Below are 22,977 nucleotides of genomic sequence, written 5' to 3' on the forward strand. Positions count from 1 at the left end.
GCGCCTACTGCTTGTCGAAGCGGTGGCCCTGCTGCTGCCCCTGCCGTCCCGCGTCCTGCTCGCCGCCCTCGATGGCGGGCTTCGCCGCGGAACCGCCGGCCAGCTCGGCCTTCATCCGCTGGAGCTCCAGCTCCACGTCCGTACCGCCCGAGAGGCGGTCCAGCTCGGCCTGGATGTCGTCCTTCGAGCCCAGCCCGGACTGGTCGTCCAGCGCACCCGAGGCCAGCAGCTCGTCGATCGCGCCCGCGCGGGCCTGGAGCTGCGCGGTCTTGTCCTCGGCCCGCTGGATGGCGAGGCCGACGTCGCTCATCTCCTCCGAGATCCCGGAGAAGGACTCGGCGATCCGCGTCTGCGCCTGCGCGGCCGTGTACGTGGCCTTGATCGTCTCCTTCTTCGTACGGAAGGCGTCGACCTTGGCCTGCAGGCGCTGCGCGGCGAGCGTCAGCTTCTCCTCCTCGCCCTGGAGGGTCTGGTGCTGCACCTCCAGGTCGCTGACCTGCTGCTGGAGCGAGGCGCGCCGGGACAGGGCCTCGCGGGCCAGGTCCTCGCGGCCGAGCGCCAGCGCCTTGCGGCCCTGGTCCTCCAGCTTGGCGGACTGGTTCTGCAGCTGGTTGAGCTGGAGCTCGAGCCGCTTGCGCGAGGTGGCGACGTCCGCGACCCCGCGGCGCACCTTCTGCAGCAGCTCCAGCTGCTTCTGGTACGAGTAGTCGAGGGTCTCGCGCGGGTCCTCGGCCCGGTCCAGGGCTTTGTTCGCCTTCGCGCGGAAGATCATCCCCATACGCTTCATGACACCGCTCATGGGCTTCGCGCGCCCCCTTCTCGACGGACTATCGGCTGGACTTCGGCTCGGCACTCCAACAGCTCCCACACTACGCGGGGGCTGCTTCCATTACCGCACTGTTCGGCGGCTCCCGCGCTCCTCCCCAAGGACGAGGTACGGGCCCGTCACCTCACGCCTGAGGAGTACGTACACCCCGGAGACGACCTTGAAACGGAACGTCCCTGCGGAACGGCCCCGGTACCCGTGAAGACGCACGTCGTTGCCGGATCGTTCCCCGGCGGGGTGGGGTACGCGCCCGGCACCCCGTACCCTTGGGTCCTGTGTTTGGTAGCCGTTCCTCCAAGGATGAGAAGGACGCCGCCACCGCCAAGGTGACCGCGGACCTCTCCAAGCAGCCCCGTGACCCGCAGGCCCCCAAGGGCCGCGCCACGCCGAAGCGCGCCGTCGCCCAGTCGCAGCGCCGCTCCGTCGCGGCCTCGACCGGCAACCGCAAGGAGGACGCCAAGCGCGCCCGCGAGCGCCGCCGCGCCGACTTCGCCCGGCAGCGCGAGGCGCTGGCCAACGGCGACGAGCGGTACCTGCCCGCCCGCGACAAGGGCCCGGTGCGCAAGTTCGTCCGCGACTACGTGGACTCGCGTTACTCCGTCGCCGAGATGTTCCTGCCGCTCGCGGTGATCATCCTGGTGCTCAGCATGATCCGCGTCCCGGCCCTCCAGAACATCGCGCTGCTGCTGTGGCTCGCGGTGATCGCCCTGATCCTCGTGGACTCGGTGGGCCTCTTCCTCCGCCTGCGCAAGGCGCTCAACGAGCGCTTCCCGACCGAGCCCAAGCGCGGCGCCGTCGCGTACGGCCTGATGCGCACCCTCCAGATGCGCCGGCTGCGGCTCCCGAAGCCCCAGGTCAAGCGCGGAGAGCGGCCCTGAGCGGAGCCGACGGCTTCGCCGGGGGCGCCGGCCCCTGGCTCGCCGGTCTCACCGGGCTGCGCAACGCCGTCCGGCAGGAACTGGTCGCCCGGCAGATCGACGAGCAGATCGCGCAGCGCTTCCCCGTCGGGCAGCGGCTGCGCATCCTCGACGTGGGCATGGGGCAGGGCACCCAGGCCCTGCGGCTGGCCCGAGCCGGCCACCGGGTCACCGGGCTCGAATCCGACCCCGCGATGCTGGCGGCCGCCCAGGCGGCCCTCGACCCGGAACCGGCCGGGATCCGCGAGCGCGTCCGCTTCATGGAGGGCGACGGCCGGGAGACCGGAGCGCACTTCCTGCCGGGCAGCTTCGACGTGGTCCTGTGCCACGGGGTGCTGATGTACGTGTCCGAACCGGACGCCATGCTGGCCGGGCTGGCCCGGATGCTGGCGCCCGGCGGACTGCTGTCCCTGCTCGTGCGCAACGGTGACGCGCTGGCCATGCGGCCGGGGCTGGCCGGGGACTGGCCGGTGGCGCTCGGCGCCTTCGACGCGCCGGAGTACACCAACCGGCTCGGGCTGCCGGTCCGCGCCGACCGGCTCGGCACGCTGACCGAGACCCTGTCCGGGATCGGGGCCCCGCTGCACGCCTGGTACGGCGTACGGGTCTTCACCGACGGCGCGCCGGACACGGAGCCGCTGCCCGACCCCGAGTCCTACGCGCGGCTCCTCACGGCCGAGGACCGAGCGGGCCGCACGGACCCGTACCGGGCAGTAGCGGCCCTCCTCCACCTCTGCGGCGTCCGCGGCGGCTGACCCCGCCCCGCCGGCTCCGGGGGCCCCGCCCCCGGCCCCCCGGACCGTGCGCTGCGCGTCCGGTGCGCTCAATCGCCGCGCGGGCTTGATATTGCCGCTGTGCGGCAAATCAAGCCCCGCCGGCGCTTGAGGCGCGGGGTCTGGGGCGGAGCCCCAGTTCGGGAAGGGGCGGGTAGGGGAACAGGCCCCGCGCAGCGGCGCCCCGCCCGGGGCCGGGCCCGCCCGGCGGGGGCCGGGACCCCGCCCCCGTCCGAGCGCCCGGCCGGTCAGGCCTCGGCCGCGGCCTCCAGCGACATCACGTAGATCTCCGTCTCGTCCTCGGACAGCCGCACCCGCTCCACGCCCCCCTCCAGCAGCTCCTTCCAGACCTCACCGATCCAGGTCTCCGCATCCCCCTGCGTCGTGAACTCCTCCGGCTCGACCGCCGGCGCGGCCCCCGTCCCGTCGGCCTTCTCGAAACTCCAGATCCAAGCCATCTGCGTCCGCCTCCTGCGCTCGCCACGCTCCGATGCGCCCGCCCGCCGCGCCTCCGCGCCGGCCGCACGCCTGCCGTAAGACTGCCCAGCAGCGTAGCCGGGCGCGCACCTCTCGCGGCGACGCGGGAAGATCTTCCTCGTGGAACTGACTCTGCTCGGCACGGGAGCCCCGGAAGGCCTCCCCCGCCCCGGCTGTCCCTGTGCCGCCTGCGCCGTGTCCGTGGGTGGCCGCAGCCGCGCCGCCACGGCGGCCCTCGTGGACGGTGCGGTGCTGCTCGACCTGACCCCCGGCGCGGTCCTGGCCGCCGCCCGCGCCGGGCACTCGCTCGCGGGCGTGCGCCAGGTCCTGCTGACCCATCCGCACGACGGGCCCGCCGTGGAGCTGCCCCCCGGCCTGCCCGCCGCGGGCCGCGTGCCCGACGGCCGCGAGCTCGCGGTGATCAGCGGCCACCGGGTGCGCGCGGTCCCGATGGACGCGCCGGGCACGGGGTACGAGGTGACCGGCCCCGACGGGGAGCGCCTGCTGTACCTGCCCCCCGGCGGCGCCCCCGCAGGCACCCGGCACAACCACACGGCCCCGTACGCCATGGTGCTCGCGGACGTCCTCGGCCGCCCCGACGCCCTGGCCCGGCTGCGCGAGGCCGGCGCCGTGGGCCCGACGACCGACGTGATCGCCGTCCACCTCGACCACGACGCCCCGCCGGGCCGGGAGCTCGACCGGTGGCTCGCGGCGGCGGGGGCCCGTACGGTCCCGGACGGCAGCACGCTGATCGTGGGCGACTACCACTCCGTACCGGACCTGCCCCGCCGCACCCTCGTGCTCGGCGGCGCCCGCTCCGGGAAGTCGGTGGAGGCCGAGCGCCGCCTGGAGGCCTTCCCGGCGGTCGAGTACGTGGCCACCGGCGGCACCCGCGACGGAGACGCCGACTGGTCGGACCGGGTCCGCCTGCACCGGGACCGCCGCCCGGGCAGCTGGCGCACCACGGAGACCTGCGAGCTGGCCCCCCTGCTGGCCGTGGACGGCCCCCCGCTGCTCGTCGACTGCCTGGCGCTGTGGCTGACGGATGCCATGGACCGGGTGGGGGCCTGGGACGACGCGGTCTGGGCGGAGGGCGGCGGCCGGGACCGGCTGCACGAGCGCACCGCCGAACTGGTGGCCGCCCTGCGCGCCACCCGGCGCACGGTGGTCGCGGTCAGCAACGAGGTCGGCTCGGGCGTGGTCCCGGCCACCCCCGCGGGCCGCCGCTTCCGCGACGAACTGGGCCGCCTGAACGCGGCCGTGGCGGGGGAGTGCGAACACGTCCTCCTGGTGGTGGCCGGCCAGCCCCTGATCCTCAAGGAGGGCTGAGCCCCGCCGGGCCGGGCGGGGGAGGGACGGCCCCTTGCCGACCCGGCCCCGGGCCTTGCACCCCTCCCCGGAGGCCCCACGGGCCGCACCGCCCCCCGCAGACCCCATAAGCGGCGCAGGCCCCCTCAAGCCGCCCCCGGCCGTCCCGTCCACCCGCGCCTGTACTGTTCGGCAGATGGACAGGCTGAACCTCGACGACTTCTCCGACCTGATCGAGCGCCCCGACGGGGGCGTACGGCACGAAGCCGAAGAACGCCGCGAAAAGCTCGCCGTGCCGCCCGGTGCCCTCGGCCGCCTCGACGAGCTCGCCGAATGGCTGTCCGCCGCCCAGGGCGCGGTGCCGGTACGGCCCGTGGAGCGGCCCCGCGTGCTGCTGTTCGCCGCCGACCACGGCGTCGCGCGGCTCGGGGTCTCCGCCCGGCCCGCCGGCGGGGCCCACGTCCTGGTGCGCGCCGTGCTGGACGGGGAGAGCCCGGCCGCGGTGCTGGCCCGCCGGGCCGGCGTCGGCATCCGCGTGGTGGACGCCGGCCTGGACTGCGACCCCGGGCTGCTGCCCGAGGAGGTCGTACGGCACCGGGTCCGCCGGGGCAGCGGCCGTACCGACACCGAGAACGCCCTGACGCCCGAGGAGGCCGAGGCAGCCGTCCGGCTCGGCATGGCGGTCGCCGACGAGGAGGCCGACTCCGGCACCGACCTCGTCGTCCTCGGCGACCTCAGCGTGGGCGGCACCACGATCGCCGCCACCCTCGTCGCCGCGCTGTGCGGTACGGACGCCTCCGTGGTCACGGGCCGCGGCGGGGTCCCGATCGACGACCTCGCCTGGATGCGCAAGTGCGCCGCGGTGCGCGACTCGCTGCGCCGGGCCCGGCCCGTGCTCGGCGACCAGCTGGAGCTGCTGGCGGCGGTCGGCGGCGCGGACGCGGCGGCGATGACCGGGTTCCTGCTCCAGTGCGCGGTGCGCCGGATGCCCGTGATCCTCGACGGGGTGGTCGCCGCGGCCGCCGCGCTGGTGGCGCAGCGGGCCGCCTTCCGGGCCCCGGACTGGTGGCTGGCGGGCCAGGCGAGCGGCGAGCCCGCCCAGGCGAAGGCCCTGGACCGGATGGCACTCAACCCCCTGCTGGACCACGGCGTCACTGTGGGGGAAGGAACCGGGGCATTGCTGGCACTTCCCCTCGTCCAGGCAGCCGCCGCCCTCGCGGCCGAGCTGCCGCTCCGCCCGTCCGCCGCTCCCGCGGAGGACGCCGGGCCGGAGGCCGCGCAGCCGGACGTACGGGACGCGCGGGCTGCGCAGGACGCACAGGACGCGTAGAACGCGAAGGGCGGAGAGCCGGCCGCGGGAGCGGCGGGCCGAGATCCGGGGGTACGGCGCCGACCGCGCCGCCGTACCCCTGCCTCCTGTGAACGGCGATGCCCCATAACATCGGTTTTATGGGAGATGTCCGTTTGTCTACCGTCGATCCAGCCCGCGACAGCAGGGGCCCCGGACGCGAGCCCGCCCCCGGGGACGGGCAGCGCACCGGCGCCCGCGGCAGCGCCCGCTCGCGCCGCAGCGCCGCCTTCGCCGTCTGGTACCTGCGCCTCGTCACGTTCGTGAACTTCCTGAGCGCCGTATGGGTCTCCCTCGGGCAGGACCTGCGCCAGCACAACACCGACGACCTCTACACCCCGTACCTGCTCACCGCCGGCTTCGCCTCCGGCCTGTTCACGCTCCTGCTCGCGGTCACCATGGGCCGCCGCAAGCGGGCCGCCTGGATCCTCAACCTGGCCCTCGCCGGCCCGCTGCTGCTCCTCTTCGGCTTCGCCTTCGTGTTCCCCGAGATCCGCGAGCACCCCCAGAACTGGGTCTCCCTCGCCCTCACCGGCGCCTTCGTCCTCGCCCTGCTGCTGGGCCGCCGCGAGTTCTACGCCAAGGGCGACCGCTCCAACCCGCGCCTGGCCGCCGCCGTCGCCGTCTTCGGCCTCCTCCTCGCCTCCCTCGCCGCGGCCGTTCTCGTCGGACTCACCAACGCCACCCCCGACGCCCCCGGCGCCTCCTTCATGGCCCGCTGGCGGTACGGCCTGATGCGGCTGGCCACCCTCGCCTCCAACGACTCCGGCTACCCGGGCATCAACACCCCCGGCTGGGTGGACGTGGCCGTCAACGTCCTGTCCATGCTCCTGCTCCTCGCCGTGCTCTTCGCCGCCTTCCGCTCCCGCCGGGCCGTGGACCCCCTCACCGCCTCCGACGAGGAGGAGCTGCGCCGCCTCCTCGACAAGCAGGGCGACCGCGACTCCCTCGGCTACTTCGCGCTGCGCCGGGAGAAGAGCGTCGTGTGGTCGCCCACCCGCAAGGCCGCCATCGCCTACCGGGTCGTCGGCGGGGTCTCCCTTGCCTCCGGCGACCCCCTCGGCGACCCCGAGGCCTGGCCCGGCGCCATCGAGCCCTGGCTCGCCGAGGCCCGCGAGCACGGCTGGGTCCCGGCCGTCATGGGCGCGAGCGAGGAGGCGGGCACGGTCTACGCCCGCCACGGCCTCGACGCCCTCGAACTGGGCGACGAGGCCATCGTCGAGACCGCCGAGTTCACCCTCGACGGCCGCGCCATGCGCACCGTCCGGCAGGCCTTCAACCGCGTCAAGCGCGCCGGGTACACCGTCCGCATCCGCCGCCACGCCGACATCCCCGCCGAGGAGATGGACGCCCTGCTGCGCCGCGCCGACGACTGGCGCGACGGGGCCACCGAACGCGGCTTCTCCATGGCCCTGGGCCGGCTCGGCGACCCCGCCGACGGCCGCTGCGTGATGCTGGAGTGCTCCGACGGGGACGGCGAGCTGCGCGCCCTGCTCTCCTTCGTCCCCTGGGGCCCCGAAGGCCTCTCCCTCGACCTGATGCGCCGCGACCGCGACTCCGAGAACGGCCTCATGGAGTTCATGGTCATCGAACTCCTCCAGCGCGCCCCCGGGATCGGCGTCACCCAGGTCTCCCTGAACTTCGCCATGTTCCGCTCCGTCTTCGAGCGCGGCTCCCGCCTGGGCGCCGGACCCGTGCTGCGGCTGTGGCGCTCCCTGCTCAGCTTCTTCTCGCGCTGGTGGCAGATCGAGTCGCTCTACCGGGCCAACGCCAAGTACCGGCCGATCTGGGAACCGCGGTTCATGCTCTTCGAGAAGAGCTCCGACCTGCTGCGCATCGGGATCGCCGCAGGCCGCGCCGAGGGCTTCCTCGAAGCCCCCGGCCTGCCGAAGTGGCTGCACCGCAGACACCTGGAGACGAAGCGTTGACGCACCGCCCCGGCCGGGCCGCGCGCTTCGCCCGCCGCGAATGGGGACCGCTGTACACCACGGTCCGAGGGGCCCTCGTACGCCGCCGGTGGCGCGCGGTCCCCATGACCCTGGCCGCCGTCGCCCTGACCGCGGTCTTCCAGATCGTCCAGAACCAGTCCTGGGGCTACCGCTTCGTCCAGGACATCGGCTCCGTACGGGCCGCCGACCCGCTGTGGACCGGCCTGCTGCGCACCCCGCTGTCGCTGTTCGTACCCGCCCTGGACCTGCCGGTCTGGGGGGCCCTCGCCCAGATGCTGCTGGTCTTCGGCATCGCCGAGATCTGCCTCGGGTGGTGGCGCACCCTGCTGGTCGGCTACCTCGCCACCCTCGCCGGCACCACGTACGCCCGCATCGGCCTGGCCCTCGGCCCCGACCACCCCCTCGGCCTGCCCGCATCGGACCGGATCGTCAACGACACCGGCCCCTCCGCCGCCGTCGTCGGCCTCGCCGTCTACGTCTGCTGGCGCTACGGCGCCCGCTGGACCGCCGCCCTCGTGGTCCTCGCGATGGCCGTCGAGGTCGTCTTCAAGAACAACCTCGCGGGCAAGGAGCACCTCGCGGCCATCGCCGCCGTCCTCGCCCTGATCGCCGTCCAGAGCCTCTACGCGCGCAGGCGGCGCCCCGGCCCCCGGGCGGCCGGGGCCGCGGGGGAGCGGGCGGCCGGGGCGCCGCCCGGCGGGGCACCGTAGAGTCGGGCCGCGTGACGACACCCCTGGGGACCCGGCTGGACCGGACGAAGGCCCGGCTCCACGCGCACCCCCTCGCGACCGACGCCATCCTGGCCCTCGGCGTCCTCGCGGCGATGGTCCTCGGCTCCTTCGTGGACCCCGACGGCGGACCCCACGGCCGCCCCAGCTTCGCCACCCGCAGCCCCGACCTGCCCAGCCTCGCCCTCATGCTGGTCGGCGCGGTCTCGCTGGTCTTCCGGCGCCGCCGACCGATGGCCGTACTGGCCGCCACCGCCGGCGTGACCCTGGTCGAGCTGCTCTCCGGACCGGCCCGCGCCCCCGTCGCCATGTCGGCCGTCGTCGCCCTGTACACCGTCGCCGCCCGCACCGACCGGCCCACCACCCGGCGGGTCGGCCTCCTCACCATGACCGGCCTGACCGCCGCCGCCATGCTCGCCGGCCCCCTGCCCTGGTACGCGCAGGAGAACCTCGGCATCTTCGCCTGGACCGGGATGGCCGCGGCCGCCGGCGACGCCGTCCGCAGCCGCCGGGCCTTCGTCGACGCCATCCGCGAGCGCGCCGAGCGGGCCGAGCGCACCCGCGAGGAGGAGGCCCGCCGCCGGGTCGCCGAGGAGCGCCTGCGCATCGCCCGCGACCTGCACGACGTGGTCGCCCACCACATCGCCCTGGTCAACGTGCAGGCCGGGGTCGCGGCCCACGTCATGGACAAGCGCCCCGACCAGGCCAAGGAAGCCCTCGCCCACGTGCGCGAGGCCAGCCGCTCCGCACTCGGCGAACTGCGCGCCACCGTCGGGCTGCTGCGCCAGTCCGGGGACCCCGAGGCCCCCACCGAACCCGCCCCCGGCCTCGGCGTGCTCGACGACCTCGTGGACACCTTCCGCAACGCCGGGCTCCCCGTCGAGGTCGCCCGCGACCCCGCCGGCCCGCCGCTGCCCGCCGCCGCCGACCTGGCCGCCTACCGCGTGGTCCAGGAGGCGCTCACCAACGTCCGCAAGCACGCCGGGGCCGGGGCCCGCGCCGAGGTCAGCGTGGTCCGCGTCGGCCGCACCGTGGAGGTCACCGTCCTGGACGACGGCGGCACCGAGGCGGCCCGCCCCGCCCCCGGCGACCCCGGCGGCGGCCACGGGCTGCTCGGCATGCGCGAGCGCGCCGCCGCCCTCGGCGGCACCTGCTCCGCCGGCCCCCGCTACGGGGGCGGCTGGCGGGTGCACGCGATCCTGCCCCTCGAAACGGCCGCGCCCGCGGCCCGGGAGCCCAGATGAGTACCGAGCACACCGAGCACACCGAGCACACCGAGCACACCGAGCACCCCGGGCACACCGGGCCCGGCGGTTCCGCAGCCCCCATCAGGGTGCTGCTCGCCGACGACCAGGCCCTGCTGCGCAGCGCCTTCAAGGTCCTCGTGAACTCCGAACCGGGCATGGAGGTCGTCGGCGAGGCCGCGGACGGGGCCCAGGCCGTGGCCCTGGCCCGCGAACTGCGCGCCGACGTGGTCCTCATGGACATCCGGATGCCCGGCACCGACGGGCTGGCCGCCACCCGGATGATCAGCGCGGACCCCGGGCTCGCCGGGGTCCGCGTGGTGATGCTGACGACCTTCGAGGTGGACGAGTACGTGGTCGAGGCCCTGCGGGCCGGCGCGTCCGGGTTCCTCGGCAAGGGCGCGGAACCGGACGAGCTCCTGCACGCCATCCGGATCGCCGCCGCCGGGGACGCCCTGCTCTCCCCGGCCGCCACCAAGGGGCTCATCGCCAGCTTCCTCGCCCAGGGCGGCGGCGCCCCCTCCGCCCCGTCCGCCGCCCGCGCCGAACGCCTCGCCGCCCTCACCGGCCGCGAGCGGGAGGTCCTCGTCCACGTGGCCGCGGGCCTGTCCAACGACGAGATCGCCGCGCAGCTGGAGGTCAGCCCCCTCACCGTGAAGACCCACGTGAACCGGGCCATGGCCAAGCTCTCCGCCCGGGACCGGGCCCAACTGGTCGTCATCGCCTACGAATCGGGCCTGGTCCGCCCGGGCGGGGAGTAGGAGCGGGCGCAGCGGGGCGTCGGCATGCGCGAAGGCCCCGGCCCGCCTGGTGCGGCGGGCCGGGGCCTTCGTACGTACTGCGCCGGGGTGGTCCCGGGATCCCGCTACGGGAGGGCGAGCATCCGCTCCAGTGCGAGCTTGGCGAAGCTCTCGGTCTCCTTGTCGACCTGGATCTGGTTGACGAGGGTGCCCTCGGCGAGGGACTCCAGGGCCCAGACCAGGTGCGGCAGGTCGATGCGGTTCATGGTCGAGCAGAAGCAGACCGTGCGGTCGAGGAAGACGACTTCCTTGCCCTCGGGGGCGAATCGATTCGCCAGCCGCTTGACCAGGTTCAGCTCGGTGCCGATGGCCCACTTGGAGCCGGCCGGGGCCGCCTCCAGGGCCTTGATGATGTACTCCGTCGAGCCCACGTAGTCCGCCGCGGCCACGACCTCGTGCTTGCACTCCGGGTGCACGAGCACGTTGACGCCGGGGATGCGCGCGCGCACGTCGTTGACCGAGTCCACGCTGAACCGGCCGTGCACCGAGCAGTGCCCGCGCCACAGGATCATCTTCGCGCCGCGCAGCTCCTCGGCGGTCAGCCCGCCGTTCGGCTTGTGCGGGTTGTAGACCACGCAGTCGTCCAGGGACATGCCCATGTCGCGGACGGCGGTGTTGCGGCCCAGGTGCTGGTCCGGCAGGAAGAGCACCTTGGTCCGCTCCGGGTCGCCCTGCCCGAACGCCCAGTCCAGGGCCTTCTTCGCATTGGACGAGGTGCAGATCGTGCCGCCGTGCTTGCCCGTGAAGGCCTTGATGTCGGCCGAGGAGTTCATGTACGAGACGGGCACGGTGACGTCCGCGATCCCGGCCTCGGTCAGCACGTCCCAGCACTCGGCGACCTGCTCGGCGGTGGCCATGTCGGCCATCGAGCAGCCGGCGGCCAGGTCCGGGAGGACCACCTTCTGGGCGTCCGAGGTCAGGATGTCCGCGGACTCGGCCATGAAGTGCACGCCGCAGAAGACGATGTACTCGGCCTCCGGCCTGGCGGCCGCGTCGCGCGCCAGCTTGAAGGAGTCGCCGGTGACGTCCGCGAACTCGATGACCTCGTCACGCTGGTAGTGGTGCCCGAGGATGAACACCTTGTCCCCGAGCTTCTCCTTGGCCGCGCGGGCGCGCGCCACCAGGTCCGGGTCGGACGGCGAGGGCAGGTCGCCCGGGCACTCCACGCCCCGCTCGCTCTTCGGGTCGGCCTCGCGGCCGAGCAGCAGCAGGGCGAGGGGCGTCGGCTGGACGTCCAAAGGCTGGGCGGTGGTCACGACACGCACCCTTTCTGTTCTGCGACTACGGGTCCGGCGAGTCTGCAATCAGCGACTACGCGACTTCTCCGGGACTTCTCGTCTAGTTGACGTTATCTATCATAACCGCTTCACGTCAGTTTGACGATGCCGATAGTGTCGATGTGACGAATTCGCCGCCCGCTGTCGAGCGGGACACGGCCGCGGCTCGGTGTGCGAGCATGAATATCTGAAACACGCGTCAGGCCCGGAATGAATCCGCGGCCCCGTCGGTTGCCACCGACGGCAAGAGTCCGACGTTTCCCCGCCCCGCGGGGAGCCGCCCACTTCGGGAGTGAATGCAGATGTCCGTTCAGGACGACAAGACCACTGTGAGCGACGGCATCCTCCTGTCCGACGCCGCCGCCTCCAAGGTCAGGACCCTGCTCGAGCAGGAAGGCCGGGACGACCTGGCACTGCGCGTCGCCGTCCAGCCCGGCGGCTGCTCCGGCCTGCGCTACCAGCTCTTCTTCGACGAGCGCTCCCTCGACGGCGACGTCGTGAAGGACTTCGACGGGGTCAAGGTCGTCACCGACCGCATGAGCGCCCCGTACCTGGGCGGCGCCTCCATCGACTTCGTGGACACCATCGAGAAGCAGGGCTTCACGATCGACAACCCGAACGCCACCGGCTCCTGCGCCTGCGGCGACTCCTTCAGCTAAGCCGTCCGGGCTTCCGCGAAGCCCGAGCGCACCCGAGAGGGGCGGTACCGGATCCCGGTACCGCCCCTCTCGCGCGTACGGCTACTTCTGCCGCGGCAGGGTCTTGCCCGTGCTCCCGTCCAGCACCTGCCGGTCCCCGAGCGGCTGCTCCAGCTGTGCCGACACCGACATCTCCCGGGCGATCAGGATGCAGGCCCCGCCCGGCTTCCGCGGGGTGTCCGTCACCCGCACCGACACCGTCCCGGCGTGCTCCCGCACCGCGAGGGCGTAGTCGCTGCACGCCCCGCCCCAGAAGTGCACCGTCAGCTTCCGGCCCGCCTCCTCGTACGAGAACCCGGGCACGGTCCGCGCCGCCGACGCCGCCTCCCCGGCGGCCGGCTGCACCACCGTGTGCCCCGGACCCCCGTCCCGTCCGGCCACGGTGTAGAGCCAGGCCGGCACCAGCTCCCGGTGCCCGTCCGCCGTCCCCGGGGTCAGCCCGAGCACCGCCCCGGTCACCTGCTCCGTCCGTACCGGCTCCACCGGAGCGCTCCCGTCCGGCGGGCAGGGCGCGGACCCCGCGCCCACGGCCCCGTCCGGCCCGCCCGCGGCCACCGGCCCGCCGTCCGCGGCCGCCCCGGCCCCCGGCTCCGCCAGCGGCACCGGGGTGGCGCAGCCGCCGATGCCGGGCGCGGCCGGCCCGGCGTTGAGGCGGGCCAGCCCCTGGGCCGCGGTCACCACGTCCCGCTCGGCGCCCCGTACCGGCACCGCCAGCTCACCGGTGGCCGAGGCCACCTGGCCGTCCGGGCCGACGTACACCCGGGTGGACCACCCGTACGTGGGCATCCCGCCGACCACCGGGTCGGCGGTGACCACCCGTGCGGCTCCCTGGACCTCCCGCGCCTGCACCTTCGCGCCCGACAGGCCCGCCGCCGCCAGCACGGGGGCCGCGGCCGCCTTCGCGGCCGCCTCGTCCACCGGGGTGCCGCCGGCGCCCGTGCCGGGACCCTCCGGGGGCACCGCGGGGCCGCAGCGGTCCTTGCCCTTGGGGCAGTCGTCCGTGCCGCCGGTGCGGTGGCCCGTGTAGGACCAGGCGCCCGGCCCCTGCCGGTTCACCCGGAGCTGCGGCTCCGAGGGGTCGCGGACCACCCCGACCTGCCACACCTCGCCCGACAGCCGCGGCGTGCCCGCGAGCCCGAGCGAGGCCGCCAGCGCGGCCACCCGCTCCCGGCCCACCTCCCCGTCCAGCCGGTAGCCGGCCGCCCGGCCCGGCCCGGCGGGCATCTCGGCGGCGGCCTGGTAGTGCACCCCGCCGCCCGAGGGGTCGGGCTCGCCCGGCGCGATGCCGGGCGGGGGAGTGGGGTCGGGGGCGGCGGGCGCGGGAGACCCGGACGCCGGGGCGGAGGCCGCGGCCGGCGGGCCCTGCTCCCCGTACGCCGTGCTCGCCCAGTACGCCGTACCGCCGCCGGCCAGCAGCACGGCGGCCGCGACCGAGGCGACGGCCGCGGAGGGCCGCCGCTGCCTGCGCGTTCGGGGGATGCGTTCTCCGGTCACCGCTCGCTCCTTACGCCGTCCTTGGTGCAGTTGGGACGGAGCGGGAGGCTATCCGGTTCCCGGGGGTCCGCGGGCCCGGTCGCACCGCGTACGGTCGGAACCCGTGCCGTCAGAACCCGTACTGCGCCGTGGCGGCGATCATCCGGGCCGAGGCGGCGGGCACGGTCACCCCGTGGATCTGCGAGGGGGCCACCCGCGCCGGGGCCGGCTCCGCCGGGACCGGCCAGTGCGGGGCCATCCGGGCCGAGGCGCCCAGCAGCTCCGCGAACTCGCCCCGCGGGCCCCCCGGGGAGGCGGCGGCGGACTCGGCACTGGACTTGGCGGAATGGGGGTAAGTCCTCATGCGGGCACCGTATGCACGGGCGGGTATGCGAGGTAAGTCCTACTCTCGGGTAGTTTTGCCCGGTGGCTAGGGGGAGGGTGCGACCGGGTAGCGTTTACTGTCCCCTTCCGCCCCTCGCAGGAGCATCCACGCCGTGCGTATCGCAGTCACCGGCTCCATCGCCACCGACCACCTCATGACCTTCCCCGGCCGCTTCGCCGACCAGCTGGTCGCGGACCAGCTGCACACGGTCTCCCTCTCCTTCCTCGTCGACAACCTCGACGTACGGCGGGGCGGTGTCGGCCCGAACATCTGCTTCGGCATGGGCCAGCTCGGCGCCCGCCCGATCCTCGTCGGCGCCGCGGGCTACGACTTCGACGAGTACCGCGCCTGGCTGGACCGCCACGGGGTCGACACCGAGTCCGTGCGGATCTCCGAGGTCCTGCACACCGCCCGCTTCGTGTGCACCACGGACGCTGACCACAACCAGATCGGCTCCTTCTACACCGGTGCCATGAGCGAGGCCCGCCTGATCGAGCTGAAGTCGGTCGCCGACCGCGTCGGCGGGCTCGACCTGGTCCTCATCGGTGCGGACGACCCCGAGGCCATGCTCCGCCACACGGAGGAGTGCCGGACCCGCGAGATCCCGTTCGCGGCCGACTTCTCGCAGCAGATCGCCCGCATGGACGGCGAGAACATCCGCACCCTGATGGAGGGCGCGACCTTCCTCTTCTCGAACGAGTACGAGAAGGGCCTCATCGAGTCGAAGTCCGGCTGGACCGAGGAGGAGATCCTCGCCAAGGTCGGCACCCGCGTCACCACCCTCGGCTCCCAGGGCGTCCGGATCGACCGCGCCGGCCACGAGCCGATCCTGGTCGGCTGCCCCGAGGAGACCGCCAAGGTCGACCCGACCGGCGTCGGCGACGCGTTCCGCGCGGGCTTCCTGACCGGCCTCGGCTGGGGCGTCGGCCTGGAGCGCGCCGCGCAGGTCGGCTGCATGCTGGCCACCCTGGTCATCGAGACCCTCGGCACCCAGGAGTACACCCTGGCCCGCGCCCACTTCATGGACCGCTTCACCAAGGCCTACGGCGACGAGGCCGCCGCAGAGGTCCAGTCCCACCTGTCCGCCTGACCCGGCACCGGCGGGGCTGGAGATGTCCAGCCCCGCCAGGGGGTCCCCCGGACGGAGTCCGGGGGGAGGGGAGGGAAGGCCCCGCGGGGTCACACCAGCCGCCGCACCCGGTACGCCGTACCCGACGCGGCCACCGCCTCCCCCAGGTACTCCTGCCCCCGCATCGCACACCACGCCGGAATGTCCAGCCGCGCCACCTCGTCGTCGGACAGCACGGTCACCACGCCCCCCACCGGCACGCTCCCGATCACCTTCGCCAGCTCGATCACCGGCTGCGGACACCGCAACCCCACCGCGTCCACGGTCACGGCCTCGGCCACCGGCTCCACCCCGGCCCCCGCCTCCGGCAGTCCCAGCTTCGCCCGGACCCCCGCCACCGCCCCCGGCAGCACCTCCAGGAAGGCGTTCACCTCGGCCGCCCCCGTGCCCGGCGGCAGCGACACGCGCACGTTCCCCTCCGACAGCACCCCCATCGCGCCCAGCACATGGCTCGGCGTCAGCGTGGAGCTCGTACAGGAGGAGCCCGAGGAGACCGAGAAGCCCGCCCGGTCCAGCTCGTGCAGCAGCGCCTCCCCGTCCACGTAGAGACAGGAGAAGGTGACGAGGTGCGGCAGCCGCCGGTCCGCGTGGCCCACCACCTCCACGTCCGGCACCAGCCGCGCCACCCGCCGCCGGATCCGGTCCACCAGCACCCGCAGCCGGGCCGCCTCGGCCTCCGCGTCCGCGCGCACCGCCCGCAGCGAGGCCGCCGCGGCCACCACCGCCGGGATGTTCTCGAACCCGGCCGAGCGCCCCGACTCCCTTTCGTCCGCGGGCCCTTGGGGCGCGTACCGGACCCCCTTGCGGACCGCCAGCAGACCGACCCCGGCCGGCCCGCCCCACTTGTGCGCACTGGCGGCCAGCAGCGACCAGCCCTCCGGCGGCGGCCCCCAGGGCAGCGACTGGGCCGCGTCCACCAGCAGCGGTACGCCCGCCTCCGCGCAGACCGCGGCCACCTCCGCGACCGGCTGCACGGTGCCCACCTCGTGGTTGGCGGACTGCAGGCAGGCCAGCGCCGTGTCCGGGCGCAGCGCGGCGGCGTACCCGGCCGCGGACGCCGCGCCCGCGCGGTCCACGGGCACCTCGGTGCGGGTCCCGCCGCGGGCCTCGTGGGCCGCCGCCGCATGGAGGACGGAGGAGTGCTCCACCGCCGATACGACCAGATGCCCGCCGACGCGCCGGCGCCCGGCGAGGGCCCCCGCCACCCCCAGGTGAACCGCGTGCGTCCCCGAAGGAGTGAACACGAGCTCGTCCGGACGGCATCCCACGGCCTCCGCCGCGGCCTCCCGGGCCGCGTCCAGGAGCAGCCGGGCCCGCCGCCCCTCCCGGTACAGGCGGGCCGGGTCGGCCCAGCCCTCGTCCAGGGAGGCGAGCAGGGCCTGACGGGCCACCGGGTGCAGCGGAGCCGAGGAAGCGGAGTCGAAGTACGGCATACGGGCACGCTAGCCCGCCCGTGCGGGTCCTCAGGTCAGGGGGCGTCAGATGTGCTCCCGGTGCGGCCGTACGGGGCTGCCGGGGGGATCCCCCGGAAGGCGGAGCCACCCCTTCGGGGGCTGTCGCGGCGCGTTGGGCACCCTCCCCGCGCGACCCCAAATAGCGTCCAGTAGGGTTTGGTCCGCATAAACATCCAAACCCCTGCCTGCGTCAGGGCCGGCGACCGACCCGAACACGGCCGCAGCCGGCCGCGCGGGCCGAGACTCTCGGGAAGGCGCTACGTGAGTCCCTACGGCTCCGACCGCTCGCCGCGGCGCCCGATGCGGCGGAAGCTGCTGCAGGCGCTGACTGCGGGCGTGGTCCTGGCGACCGCCACTGGTTGCTCGTATACCTGGAAAGACTTCCCCCGCCTCGGAATGCCCACTCCGGTCACGGAGGAGGCGCCGCGCATCCTGTCGCTGTGGCAGGGCTCCTGGGCGGCCGCTCTGGTCACGGGCGTCCTGGTCTGGGGCCTGATCCTGTGGAGCGTCATCTTCCACCGGCGCAGCCGCACCAAGGTGGAGGTCCCTCCGCAGACCCGGTACAACATGCCCATCGAGGCGCTGTACACCGTGGTCCCGCTCATCATCGTGTCGGTGCTGTTCTACTTCACCGCCCGTGACGAGTCGAAGCTGCTCGCCCTCTCGGACAAGCCGAAGCACACGATCAACGTGGTCGGCTTCCAGTGGAGCTGGGGCTTCAACTACATCGAGGACGTGGACGGCGACCCCGCGACGCCGAAGCCCGACCCCGTGGTGGTGCCCGAGGGCGCCAGCGCGAAGGAGAAGGCCGCTGCCGAGAAGGCCGCGCCCGTCCCCAAGGAGCTCCGCTCCATTCCGGACAAGTACACCAAGGACTTCCCCGCGGGCGCCGAGGGCGTCTACACCAAGGGCGTCCCCGGTGACCGGAACCCGCAGAACGGCAACCCTGGCCCGACCCTCTGGCTCCCCAAGGGCGAGAAGGTCCGGTTCATCCTGTCGTCCAACGACGTCATCCACTCCTTCTGGGTCGTGCCGTTCCTGTTCAAGCAGGACGTCATTCCGGGCCACACCAACGTCTTCGAGGTGACCCCCACCCAGGAGGGCACCTTCATGGGCAAGTGCGCCGAGCTGTGCGGCGTCGACCACTCCCGGATGCTCTTCAACGTCAAGGTCGTCTCCCCGGAGCGCTACCAGGCGCACCTCAAGGAGCTGGCCGAGAAGGGGCAGACCGGCTACCTCCCGGCCGGCATTCAGCAGACTGACCCGGCCCGGAACGCGGAGACGAAGAAACTGTGAGCATCCTCAACGAACCTCATGGTGCCGCGGCAGCTGACGCCTCGTACGAGAACGAGCTGCCGGTGCGGCGCAAGCAGCCGGGCAATGTCGTCGTGAAGTGGCTGACCACCACCGACCACAAGACGATCGGCACGCTCTACCTGGTCACCTCGTTCGTGTTCTTCATCATCGGCGGCGTCATGGCGCTGTTCATGCGCGCCGAGCTGGCCCGTCCGGGCACGCAGATCATGTCGAACGAGCAGTTCAACCAGGCGTTCACGATGCACGGCACGATCATGCTGCTGATGTTCGCGACGCCGCTGTTCGCAGGCTTCGCGAACTGGATCATGCCGCTGCAGATCGGCGCGCCCGACGTGGCGTTCCCGCGGCTGAACATGTTCGCGTACTGGCTCTACCTCTTCGGCTCCACCATCGCGGTGGCCGGTTTCGCCACCCCGCAGGGTGCGGCCGACTTCGGCTGGTTCGCCTACTCCCCGCTGTCGGACGCCGTCCGCTCGCCGGGCATCGGCGCCGACATGTGGATCATGGGTCTGGCCTTCTCCGGCTTCGGCACGATCCTCGGCTCGGTCAACTTCATCACCACGATCATCTGCATGCGCGCGCCCGGCATGACGATGTTCCGCATGCCGATCTTCACCTGGAACGTGCTGCTGACCGGTGTCCTGGTCCTGCTCGCCTTCCCGGTCCTGGCCGCCGCGCTCTTCGCGCTGGAGGCCGACCGCAAGTTCGGCTCGCACATCTTCGACGCGGCCAACGGCGGCGCACTGCTGTGGCAGCACCTCTTCTGGTTCTTCGGACACCCAGAGGTGTACATCATCGCCCTGCCGTTCTTCGGCATCATCTCCGAGGTCATCCCGGTCTTCTCGCGCAAGCCGATGTTCGGCTACATCGGCCTGATCGCCGCGACGATCGCGATCGCCGGCCTCTCGGTGACGGTGTGGGCGCACCACATGTACGTCACCGGCGGTGTGCTCCTGCCGTTCTTCTCCTTCATGACCTTCCTGATCGCGGTACCGACCGGTGTGAAGTTCTTCAACTGGATCGGCACCATGTGGAAGGGCTCGCTGTCCTTCGAGACCCCGATGCTGTGGGCCGTCGGCTTCCTGATCACCTTCACCTTCGGTGGTCTGACCGGCGTCATCCTGGCCTCGCCCCCGATGGACTTCCACGTCTCCGACTCGTACTTCGTCGTCGCGCACTTCCACTACGTCATCTTCGGCACCGTGGTCTTCGCGATGTTCTCCGGCTTCCACTTCTGGTGGCCGAAGTTCACGGGCAAGATGCTGGACGAGCGCCTCGGCAAGATCACCTTCTGGACCCTGTTCATCGGCTTCCACGGCACCTTCCTCGTCCAGCACTGGCTGGGCGCCGAGGGCATGGCCCGCCGCTACGCGGACTACCTGGACGCCGACGGCTTCACCGCCCTGAACACGATCTCCACGATCAGCTCGTTCCTGCTCGGCCTGTCGATGCTGCCGTTCTTCTACAACGTGTGGAAGACCGCCAAGTACGGCAAGAAGATCGAGGTCGACGACCCGTGGGGCTACGGCCGCTCGCTGGAGTGGGCGACCTCCTGCCCGCCGCCGCGGCACAACTTCCTCACGCTGCCGCGCATCCGCTCGGAATCCCCGGCCTTCGACCTGCACCACCCGGAGATCGCCGCTCTCGACCACCTCGAGAACCACGGCGAGCCGGCCAAGGCCGTCACCGGTGACAAGGAGGCCGGCAAGTGAAGATCCAGGGCAAGATGTTCCTCTGGCTCGCCGCCTTCATCCTGATCATGACCGTCGTGTACGGCGTCTGGTCGAAGGAGCCGGTCGGCACCACCGCACTGTTCCTGGCCTTCGGGCTGAGCGCCATGATCGGCTACTACCTGGCCTTCACGGCCAAGCGCGTGGACGCCATGGCCCAGGACAACAAGGAAGCCGACGTCGCCGACGAGGCGGGCGAGCTGGGGTTCTTCTCCCCGCACAGCTGGCAGCCCCTCTCCCTGGCCGTGGGCGGCGCCTTCGCCTTCTGCGGGGTCATCTTCGGCTGGTGGCTGCTCTACTTCTCCTTCCCCGTGATCCTCGTGGGTCTGTGGGGCTGGGTGTACGAGTACTACCGCGGTGAGAACCAGAACCAGTAGCACCACCCGACCCGCGCGGCTGAGCCGCACGGCCGTCGGCCAGTAGGGGCCCGGACACCTCTGAACGAGGTGTCCGGGCCCCTCTTTTGCAGTCACCCCGCGCGCCGGACCGGTCATATCTTCATAGCGTGTGGTCATGAGCCACTCACCGCGTCCCTGGACCGTCCTCAGCTGCTCCCTGCTGGTCGCGTCCCTCGGAGCCGGCGCCACGGCGTGCGGCTCCAAGGGGCACCCGCTGTCCGCCCGGCCCTACGACGCGGCCGGACAGGTCGCCTTCAACCAGACCGCCGGCAGCCGTCCCGCGGACCCCGGCCGGCCCCTGGAGGTCACCGCCCGGACCGAGGACGGCAGGATCACCGACGTGAACGCCACGGACACCCACGGGCGCCGCCTGGCGGGGGAGCTGTCCGCCGACGGCGGGCGCTGGCACAGCACCGCCCCGCTGGCCGCCGGGGTGCGCTACACCGTCGCCGTGGCCACCGAGAACGCCGACGGCTCTCCCGGGCTGCGCACGCTCTCCTTCGACACCACCCCGGCAAAGAAGGTCCTCAAGGTCCAGTTCGGGCCGGACGCGGGCACCTACGGGGTCGGGCAGCCCCTCACGGCCGAACTCGGCGAGCCCGTCAAGGACAAGGCGGCCCGCGCGGTGGTCGAAAGGGGCCTGCTCGTCGAGTCCACCCCCCGGGTCGAGGGCGCCTGGCACTGGGTCGACGACACGAAACTCCACTACCGCCCGAAGGAGTACTGGCCCGCCCACACCAGGGTCTCCGTACGGAGCAACCTGGAGGGCATCAAGGTCGCCGAGGGCCTCTACGGGGCCGCCGCAGCCCCCCTGGCCATCGAGATCGGCGACCGCGTCGAGGTCGTCACCGACGCCGGCTCGCACCAGCTCACCTTCAAGCGCAACGGAGAAGTGATCAACACCATTCCGGTGACCACCGGGAAGCCCGGATTCTCCACCCGCAACGGTTACAAGGTCGTGCTCGGCAAGCAGTACTTCGTACGGATGCGGGGGGACTCCATCGGCATCTCCCGCGGCAGCAGCGAGTACTACGACCTCCCCGTCTACTACGCGACGCGCGTCACCTGGAGTGGTGAATACGTGCACGCCGCCCCGTGGTCCGTCGGCTCCCAGGGGTACGCCAACGTCAGCCACGGCTGCACCGGCATGAGCACCGGGAACGCCGCCTGGTTCTTCGAGAACATCCGCGAGGGCGACGTCGTACGGGTCGTCAACAGCATCGGCGACGACATGGACCCCTTCGGGAACGGCTTCGGCGACTGGAACGTGCCCTGGCAGAAGTGGCGCGAGGGCAGCGCCCTGCTCGCCGGCACCGCCGACGGCCGCAGCCCCGCCGACACGGCCAGGCTCCGCCCGCAGGTCTAGCCGGGAACACGCGGGAAACCCCCGGGAGGGCCCGTAGACGGCCCGCCCGGGGGTTTGCCCGCCAAAGGGGCCGGAAACCGCCCGTACGGGCCCCCTGCGCCCCTGCGGCGCTAGTGCGACACGCTGAGCCGCGCGCGCAGCAGCGCCGCCAGGGCGTCCGCGAACTCGACCGGGTCCACCGGCAGGGTCACCGCGCGGTCCGCACGGCTCCAGGTGGCCAGCCAGGCGTCCTGCGGGCGCCCGATCAGCAGCAGCACCGGCGGACACCGGAAGATCTCGTCCTTGATCTGCCTGCACACGCCCATGCCCCCGGCCGGCACGGCCTCGCCGTCGAGCACGCACACGTCGATGCCGCCCGCGTCCAGGGCCGCCAGCACCGCCGGCAGCGTGGCGCACTCCAGGAACTCCACCGGCGGCAGGTCCGCGGCCGGCCTGCGCCCGGACGCCAGCCGCACCTGCTCCCGGGTGTTGGCGTCGTCGCTGTAGACCAGAACCTTCGCAGTCGCCCGCATCGTTCCTCCACGCGTCCCATGAATCACGGTGATGTTGCGCGGGATGCTACTCCGTCCGACCGGCTGTCAACATCGGTTCGCGCAGCCCCGCGATCACTCGTCTGATGGGCCGTTCGGGCCTTGCACACACCCCTGACACTCCGAACGGCACCCCCCGGGGTGAGGGCGGGATAAGCGACCGACATAATGTCGGTCGTGGCGACAGCAACGACAGTAGATACCGGGCACGCGCACCCGACGGTCAACAGGCCGAACCTCGTCAGCGTCGGAACCATCATCTGGTTGAGTTCCGAGCTGATGTTCTTCGCGGCCCTTTTCGCGATGTACTTCACCCTGCGATCGGTGACGGGCCCCGAGTTCTGGACAGAGAAGGCCGACCTTCTCAACCTCCCGTTCTCGGCGGCCAACACCACGATCCTGGTGCTCTCCTCCCTGACCTGCCAGCTCGGCGTCTTCGCCGCCGAGCGCGGTGACGTGAAGAAGCTCCGCACCTGGTTCGTGATCACCTTCGTGATGGGTGCGATCTTCATTGGCGGCCAGGTACTCGAGTACACCGAGCTGGTCAAGCACTCGGGCCTCTCGCTCTCGTCGGACCCGTACGGCTCGGTCTTCTACCTGACCACCGGCTTCCACGGTCTGCACGTGACGGGCGGTCTCATCGCCTTCCTGCTGGTCCTGGGCCGGACGTACGCGGCCAAGAGGTTCACCCACGAACAGGCGACCTCGGCCATCGTCGTGTCCTACTACTGGCACTTCGTCGATGTCGTCTGGATCGGCCTCTTCGCGACGATCTACCTGATCAAGTAGCGAACACGTCGCCGGGTCCGAACCCGGCATCCATCCAGCAAGCACCGACGCAGAAGATCCT

22 protein-coding genes are annotated in these 22,977 nt (G+C 72.9%); 15 read left to right on the forward strand and 7 right to left on the reverse strand.

Features of this window, described 5'->3' with window-relative positions:
* Positions 1 to 4 precede the first annotated feature (4 nt).
* Positions 5 to 799, reverse strand: coding sequence for a PspA/IM30 family protein (locus tag ACZ7JZ_RS04490; RefSeq protein ID WP_470933073.1), 795 nt, complete (start codon positions 797 to 799; stop codon positions 5 to 7).
* 293 nt (positions 800 to 1,092) lie between these two features.
* Between ACZ7JZ_RS04490 and ACZ7JZ_RS04495 the strand changes: the two genes are divergently transcribed.
* Together ACZ7JZ_RS04495 and ACZ7JZ_RS04500 are read left to right on the forward strand one after the other, a co-directional pair.
* Positions 1,093 to 1,704 carry a DUF3043 domain-containing protein gene (locus ACZ7JZ_RS04495; RefSeq protein WP_470933075.1) on the forward strand — a complete coding sequence of 204 codons (612 nt, stop codon included), beginning with the start codon at positions 1,093 to 1,095 and terminating at the stop codon, positions 1,702 to 1,704.
* A gap of 56 nt (positions 1,705 to 1,760) precedes the next feature.
* A complete protein-coding gene (locus ACZ7JZ_RS04500; RefSeq protein ID WP_470933403.1) occupies positions 1,761 to 2,498 on the forward strand; it encodes a class I SAM-dependent methyltransferase in 738 nt (245 codons plus the stop codon).
* Between the two features lie 266 nt (positions 2,499 to 2,764).
* Here ACZ7JZ_RS04500 and ACZ7JZ_RS04505 read toward each other — a convergent pair whose 3' ends face one another.
* Positions 2,765 to 2,974 carry a hypothetical protein gene (locus ACZ7JZ_RS04505; protein ID WP_470933077.1) on the reverse strand — a complete coding sequence of 70 codons (210 nt, stop codon included), beginning with the start codon at positions 2,972 to 2,974 and terminating at the stop codon, positions 2,765 to 2,767.
* Between the two features lie 139 nt (positions 2,975 to 3,113).
* Between ACZ7JZ_RS04505 and ACZ7JZ_RS04510 the strand changes: the two genes are divergently transcribed.
* The 6 genes from ACZ7JZ_RS04510 (at position 3,114) to ACZ7JZ_RS04535 (ending at position 10,331) form a co-directional block, all read left to right on the forward strand.
* The gene (locus ACZ7JZ_RS04510; RefSeq protein ID WP_470933079.1) at positions 3,114 to 4,322 is read left to right on the forward strand and encodes a bifunctional adenosylcobinamide kinase/adenosylcobinamide-phosphate guanylyltransferase; all 1,209 of its coding nucleotides are present in this window, start codon (positions 3,114 to 3,116) and stop codon (positions 4,320 to 4,322) included.
* Between the two features lie 175 nt (positions 4,323 to 4,497).
* The gene (cobT, locus tag ACZ7JZ_RS04515; protein ID WP_470933081.1) at positions 4,498 to 5,631 is read left to right on the forward strand and encodes a nicotinate-nucleotide--dimethylbenzimidazole phosphoribosyltransferase; all 1,134 of its coding nucleotides are present in this window, start codon (positions 4,498 to 4,500) and stop codon (positions 5,629 to 5,631) included.
* A gap of 119 nt (positions 5,632 to 5,750) precedes the next feature.
* Positions 5,751 to 7,577, forward strand: coding sequence for a phosphatidylglycerol lysyltransferase domain-containing protein (locus tag ACZ7JZ_RS04520; RefSeq protein ID WP_470933083.1), 1,827 nt, complete (start codon positions 5,751 to 5,753; stop codon positions 7,575 to 7,577).
* Positions 7,574 to 8,308 carry a hypothetical protein gene (locus tag ACZ7JZ_RS04525; protein WP_470933085.1) on the forward strand — a complete coding sequence of 245 codons (735 nt, stop codon included), beginning with the start codon at positions 7,574 to 7,576 and terminating at the stop codon, positions 8,306 to 8,308. Before ACZ7JZ_RS04520 ends, ACZ7JZ_RS04525 begins: the two co-directional genes overlap by 4 nt.
* An 11-nt stretch (positions 8,309 to 8,319) precedes the next feature.
* Positions 8,320 to 9,570 (forward strand): sensor histidine kinase, encoded by a 1,251-nt coding sequence (locus tag ACZ7JZ_RS04530; RefSeq protein WP_470933087.1) that lies wholly within the window; start codon positions 8,320 to 8,322, stop codon positions 9,568 to 9,570.
* Complete coding sequence (locus ACZ7JZ_RS04535; RefSeq protein WP_470933089.1) at positions 9,567 to 10,331, forward strand: response regulator; 765 nt, start codon at positions 9,567 to 9,569, stop codon at positions 10,329 to 10,331. Before ACZ7JZ_RS04530 ends, ACZ7JZ_RS04535 begins: the two co-directional genes overlap by 4 nt.
* A gap of 104 nt (positions 10,332 to 10,435) precedes the next feature.
* Here the strand turns inward: ACZ7JZ_RS04535 and nadA are convergent, their stop codons facing one another.
* Complete coding sequence (gene nadA, locus ACZ7JZ_RS04540) at positions 10,436 to 11,626, reverse strand: quinolinate synthase NadA (RefSeq protein ID WP_470933091.1); 1,191 nt, start codon at positions 11,624 to 11,626, stop codon at positions 10,436 to 10,438.
* A 323-nt stretch (positions 11,627 to 11,949) separates the two neighbouring features.
* On the opposite strand from nadA, the gene ACZ7JZ_RS04545 reads away from it, so the two are divergent.
* Entirely contained in the window at positions 11,950 to 12,306 is a 357-nt protein-coding gene (locus tag ACZ7JZ_RS04545) for a HesB/IscA family protein (protein ID WP_470933093.1), read from the forward strand.
* 81 nt (positions 12,307 to 12,387) lie between these two features.
* Here the strand turns inward: ACZ7JZ_RS04545 and ACZ7JZ_RS04550 are convergent, their stop codons facing one another.
* Positions 12,388 to 13,839, reverse strand: a complete 1,452-nt coding sequence (locus tag ACZ7JZ_RS04550) for a hypothetical protein (protein ID WP_470933095.1) — start codon at positions 13,837 to 13,839, stop codon at positions 12,388 to 12,390.
* A gap of 109 nt (positions 13,840 to 13,948) precedes the next feature.
* Positions 13,949 to 14,182 carry a hypothetical protein gene (locus ACZ7JZ_RS04555; protein ID WP_470933097.1) on the reverse strand — a complete coding sequence of 78 codons (234 nt, stop codon included), beginning with the start codon at positions 14,180 to 14,182 and terminating at the stop codon, positions 13,949 to 13,951.
* 133 nt (positions 14,183 to 14,315) lie between these two features.
* Here ACZ7JZ_RS04555 and ACZ7JZ_RS04560 point away from each other — a divergent pair, with 133 nt between their 5' ends.
* The gene (locus ACZ7JZ_RS04560; protein ID WP_470933099.1) at positions 14,316 to 15,293 is read left to right on the forward strand and encodes a carbohydrate kinase family protein; all 978 of its coding nucleotides are present in this window, start codon (positions 14,316 to 14,318) and stop codon (positions 15,291 to 15,293) included.
* An 89-nt stretch (positions 15,294 to 15,382) separates the two neighbouring features.
* Here the strand turns inward: ACZ7JZ_RS04560 and ACZ7JZ_RS04565 are convergent, their stop codons facing one another.
* Positions 15,383 to 16,765: an aminotransferase class V-fold PLP-dependent enzyme gene (locus ACZ7JZ_RS04565; RefSeq protein WP_470933101.1), complete on the reverse strand. Its 1,383-nt coding sequence runs from the start codon at positions 16,763 to 16,765 to the stop codon at positions 15,383 to 15,385.
* 282 nt (positions 16,766 to 17,047) lie between these two features.
* On the opposite strand from ACZ7JZ_RS04565, the gene ctaC reads away from it, so the two are divergent.
* The 4 genes from ctaC to ACZ7JZ_RS04585 all read left to right on the forward strand — a co-directional run bounded on the left by ctaC (position 17,048) and on the right by ACZ7JZ_RS04585 (position 21,597).
* A complete protein-coding gene (gene ctaC / locus ACZ7JZ_RS04570; RefSeq protein ID WP_470933103.1) occupies positions 17,048 to 18,082 on the forward strand; it encodes an aa3-type cytochrome oxidase subunit II in 1,035 nt (344 codons plus the stop codon).
* Entirely contained in the window at positions 18,079 to 19,815 is a 1,737-nt protein-coding gene (gene ctaD / locus ACZ7JZ_RS04575; protein ID WP_470933105.1) for an aa3-type cytochrome oxidase subunit I, read from the forward strand. Before ctaC ends, ctaD begins: the two co-directional genes overlap by 4 nt.
* Positions 19,812 to 20,210, forward strand: a complete 399-nt coding sequence (locus ACZ7JZ_RS04580; RefSeq protein ID WP_470933107.1) for a cytochrome c oxidase subunit 4 — start codon at positions 19,812 to 19,814, stop codon at positions 20,208 to 20,210. Before ctaD ends, ACZ7JZ_RS04580 begins: the two co-directional genes overlap by 4 nt.
* 136 nt (positions 20,211 to 20,346) lie before the next feature.
* The gene (locus tag ACZ7JZ_RS04585) at positions 20,347 to 21,597 is read left to right on the forward strand and encodes a L,D-transpeptidase (RefSeq protein WP_470933109.1); all 1,251 of its coding nucleotides are present in this window, start codon (positions 20,347 to 20,349) and stop codon (positions 21,595 to 21,597) included.
* A 110-nt stretch (positions 21,598 to 21,707) separates the two neighbouring features.
* Here ACZ7JZ_RS04585 and ACZ7JZ_RS04590 read toward each other — a convergent pair whose 3' ends face one another.
* Positions 21,708 to 22,109 (reverse strand): hypothetical protein, encoded by a 402-nt coding sequence (locus ACZ7JZ_RS04590; protein WP_470933111.1) that lies wholly within the window; start codon positions 22,107 to 22,109, stop codon positions 21,708 to 21,710.
* A gap of 186 nt (positions 22,110 to 22,295) precedes the next feature.
* Here ACZ7JZ_RS04590 and ctaE point away from each other — a divergent pair, with 186 nt between their 5' ends.
* A complete protein-coding gene (gene ctaE / locus ACZ7JZ_RS04595; protein ID WP_470933113.1) occupies positions 22,296 to 22,916 on the forward strand; it encodes an aa3-type cytochrome oxidase subunit III in 621 nt (206 codons plus the stop codon).
* Positions 22,917 to 22,977 lie beyond the last annotated feature (61 nt).

This window comes from Streptomyces sp. NPDC038213, assembly GCF_055600495.1.

What these genes read in the sequence shown, in the direction of transcription:
- ACZ7JZ_RS04490 (WP_470933073.1), bottom strand. Translation starts at nt 799, where the DNA reads ATGAGCGGTGTCATGAAGCGTATGGGGATGATCTTCCGCGCGAAGGCG.
- ACZ7JZ_RS04505 (WP_470933077.1), bottom strand. Translation starts at nt 2,974, where the DNA reads ATGGCTTGGATCTGGAGTTTCGAGAAGGCCGACGGGACGGGGGCCGCG.
- cobT (WP_470933081.1), top strand. Translation starts at nt 4,498, where the DNA reads ATGGACAGGCTGAACCTCGACGACTTCTCCGACCTGATCGAGCGCCCC.
- ACZ7JZ_RS04520 (WP_470933083.1), top strand. Translation starts at nt 5,751, where the DNA reads ATGGGAGATGTCCGTTTGTCTACCGTCGATCCAGCCCGCGACAGCAGG.
- ACZ7JZ_RS04535 (WP_470933089.1), top strand. Translation starts at nt 9,567, where the DNA reads ATGAGTACCGAGCACACCGAGCACACCGAGCACACCGAGCACACCGAG.
- ACZ7JZ_RS04545 (WP_470933093.1), top strand. Translation starts at nt 11,950, where the DNA reads ATGTCCGTTCAGGACGACAAGACCACTGTGAGCGACGGCATCCTCCTG.
- ACZ7JZ_RS04555 (WP_470933097.1), bottom strand. Translation starts at nt 14,182, where the DNA reads ATGAGGACTTACCCCCATTCCGCCAAGTCCAGTGCCGAGTCCGCCGCC.
- ACZ7JZ_RS04565 (WP_470933101.1), bottom strand. Translation starts at nt 16,765, where the DNA reads ATGCCGTACTTCGACTCCGCTTCCTCGGCTCCGCTGCACCCGGTGGCC.
- ACZ7JZ_RS04585 (WP_470933109.1), top strand. Translation starts at nt 20,347, where the DNA reads ATGAGCCACTCACCGCGTCCCTGGACCGTCCTCAGCTGCTCCCTGCTG.
- ACZ7JZ_RS04590 (WP_470933111.1), bottom strand. Translation starts at nt 22,109, where the DNA reads ATGCGGGCGACTGCGAAGGTTCTGGTCTACAGCGACGACGCCAACACC.
- ctaE (WP_470933113.1), top strand. Translation starts at nt 22,296, where the DNA reads ATGTCGGTCGTGGCGACAGCAACGACAGTAGATACCGGGCACGCGCAC.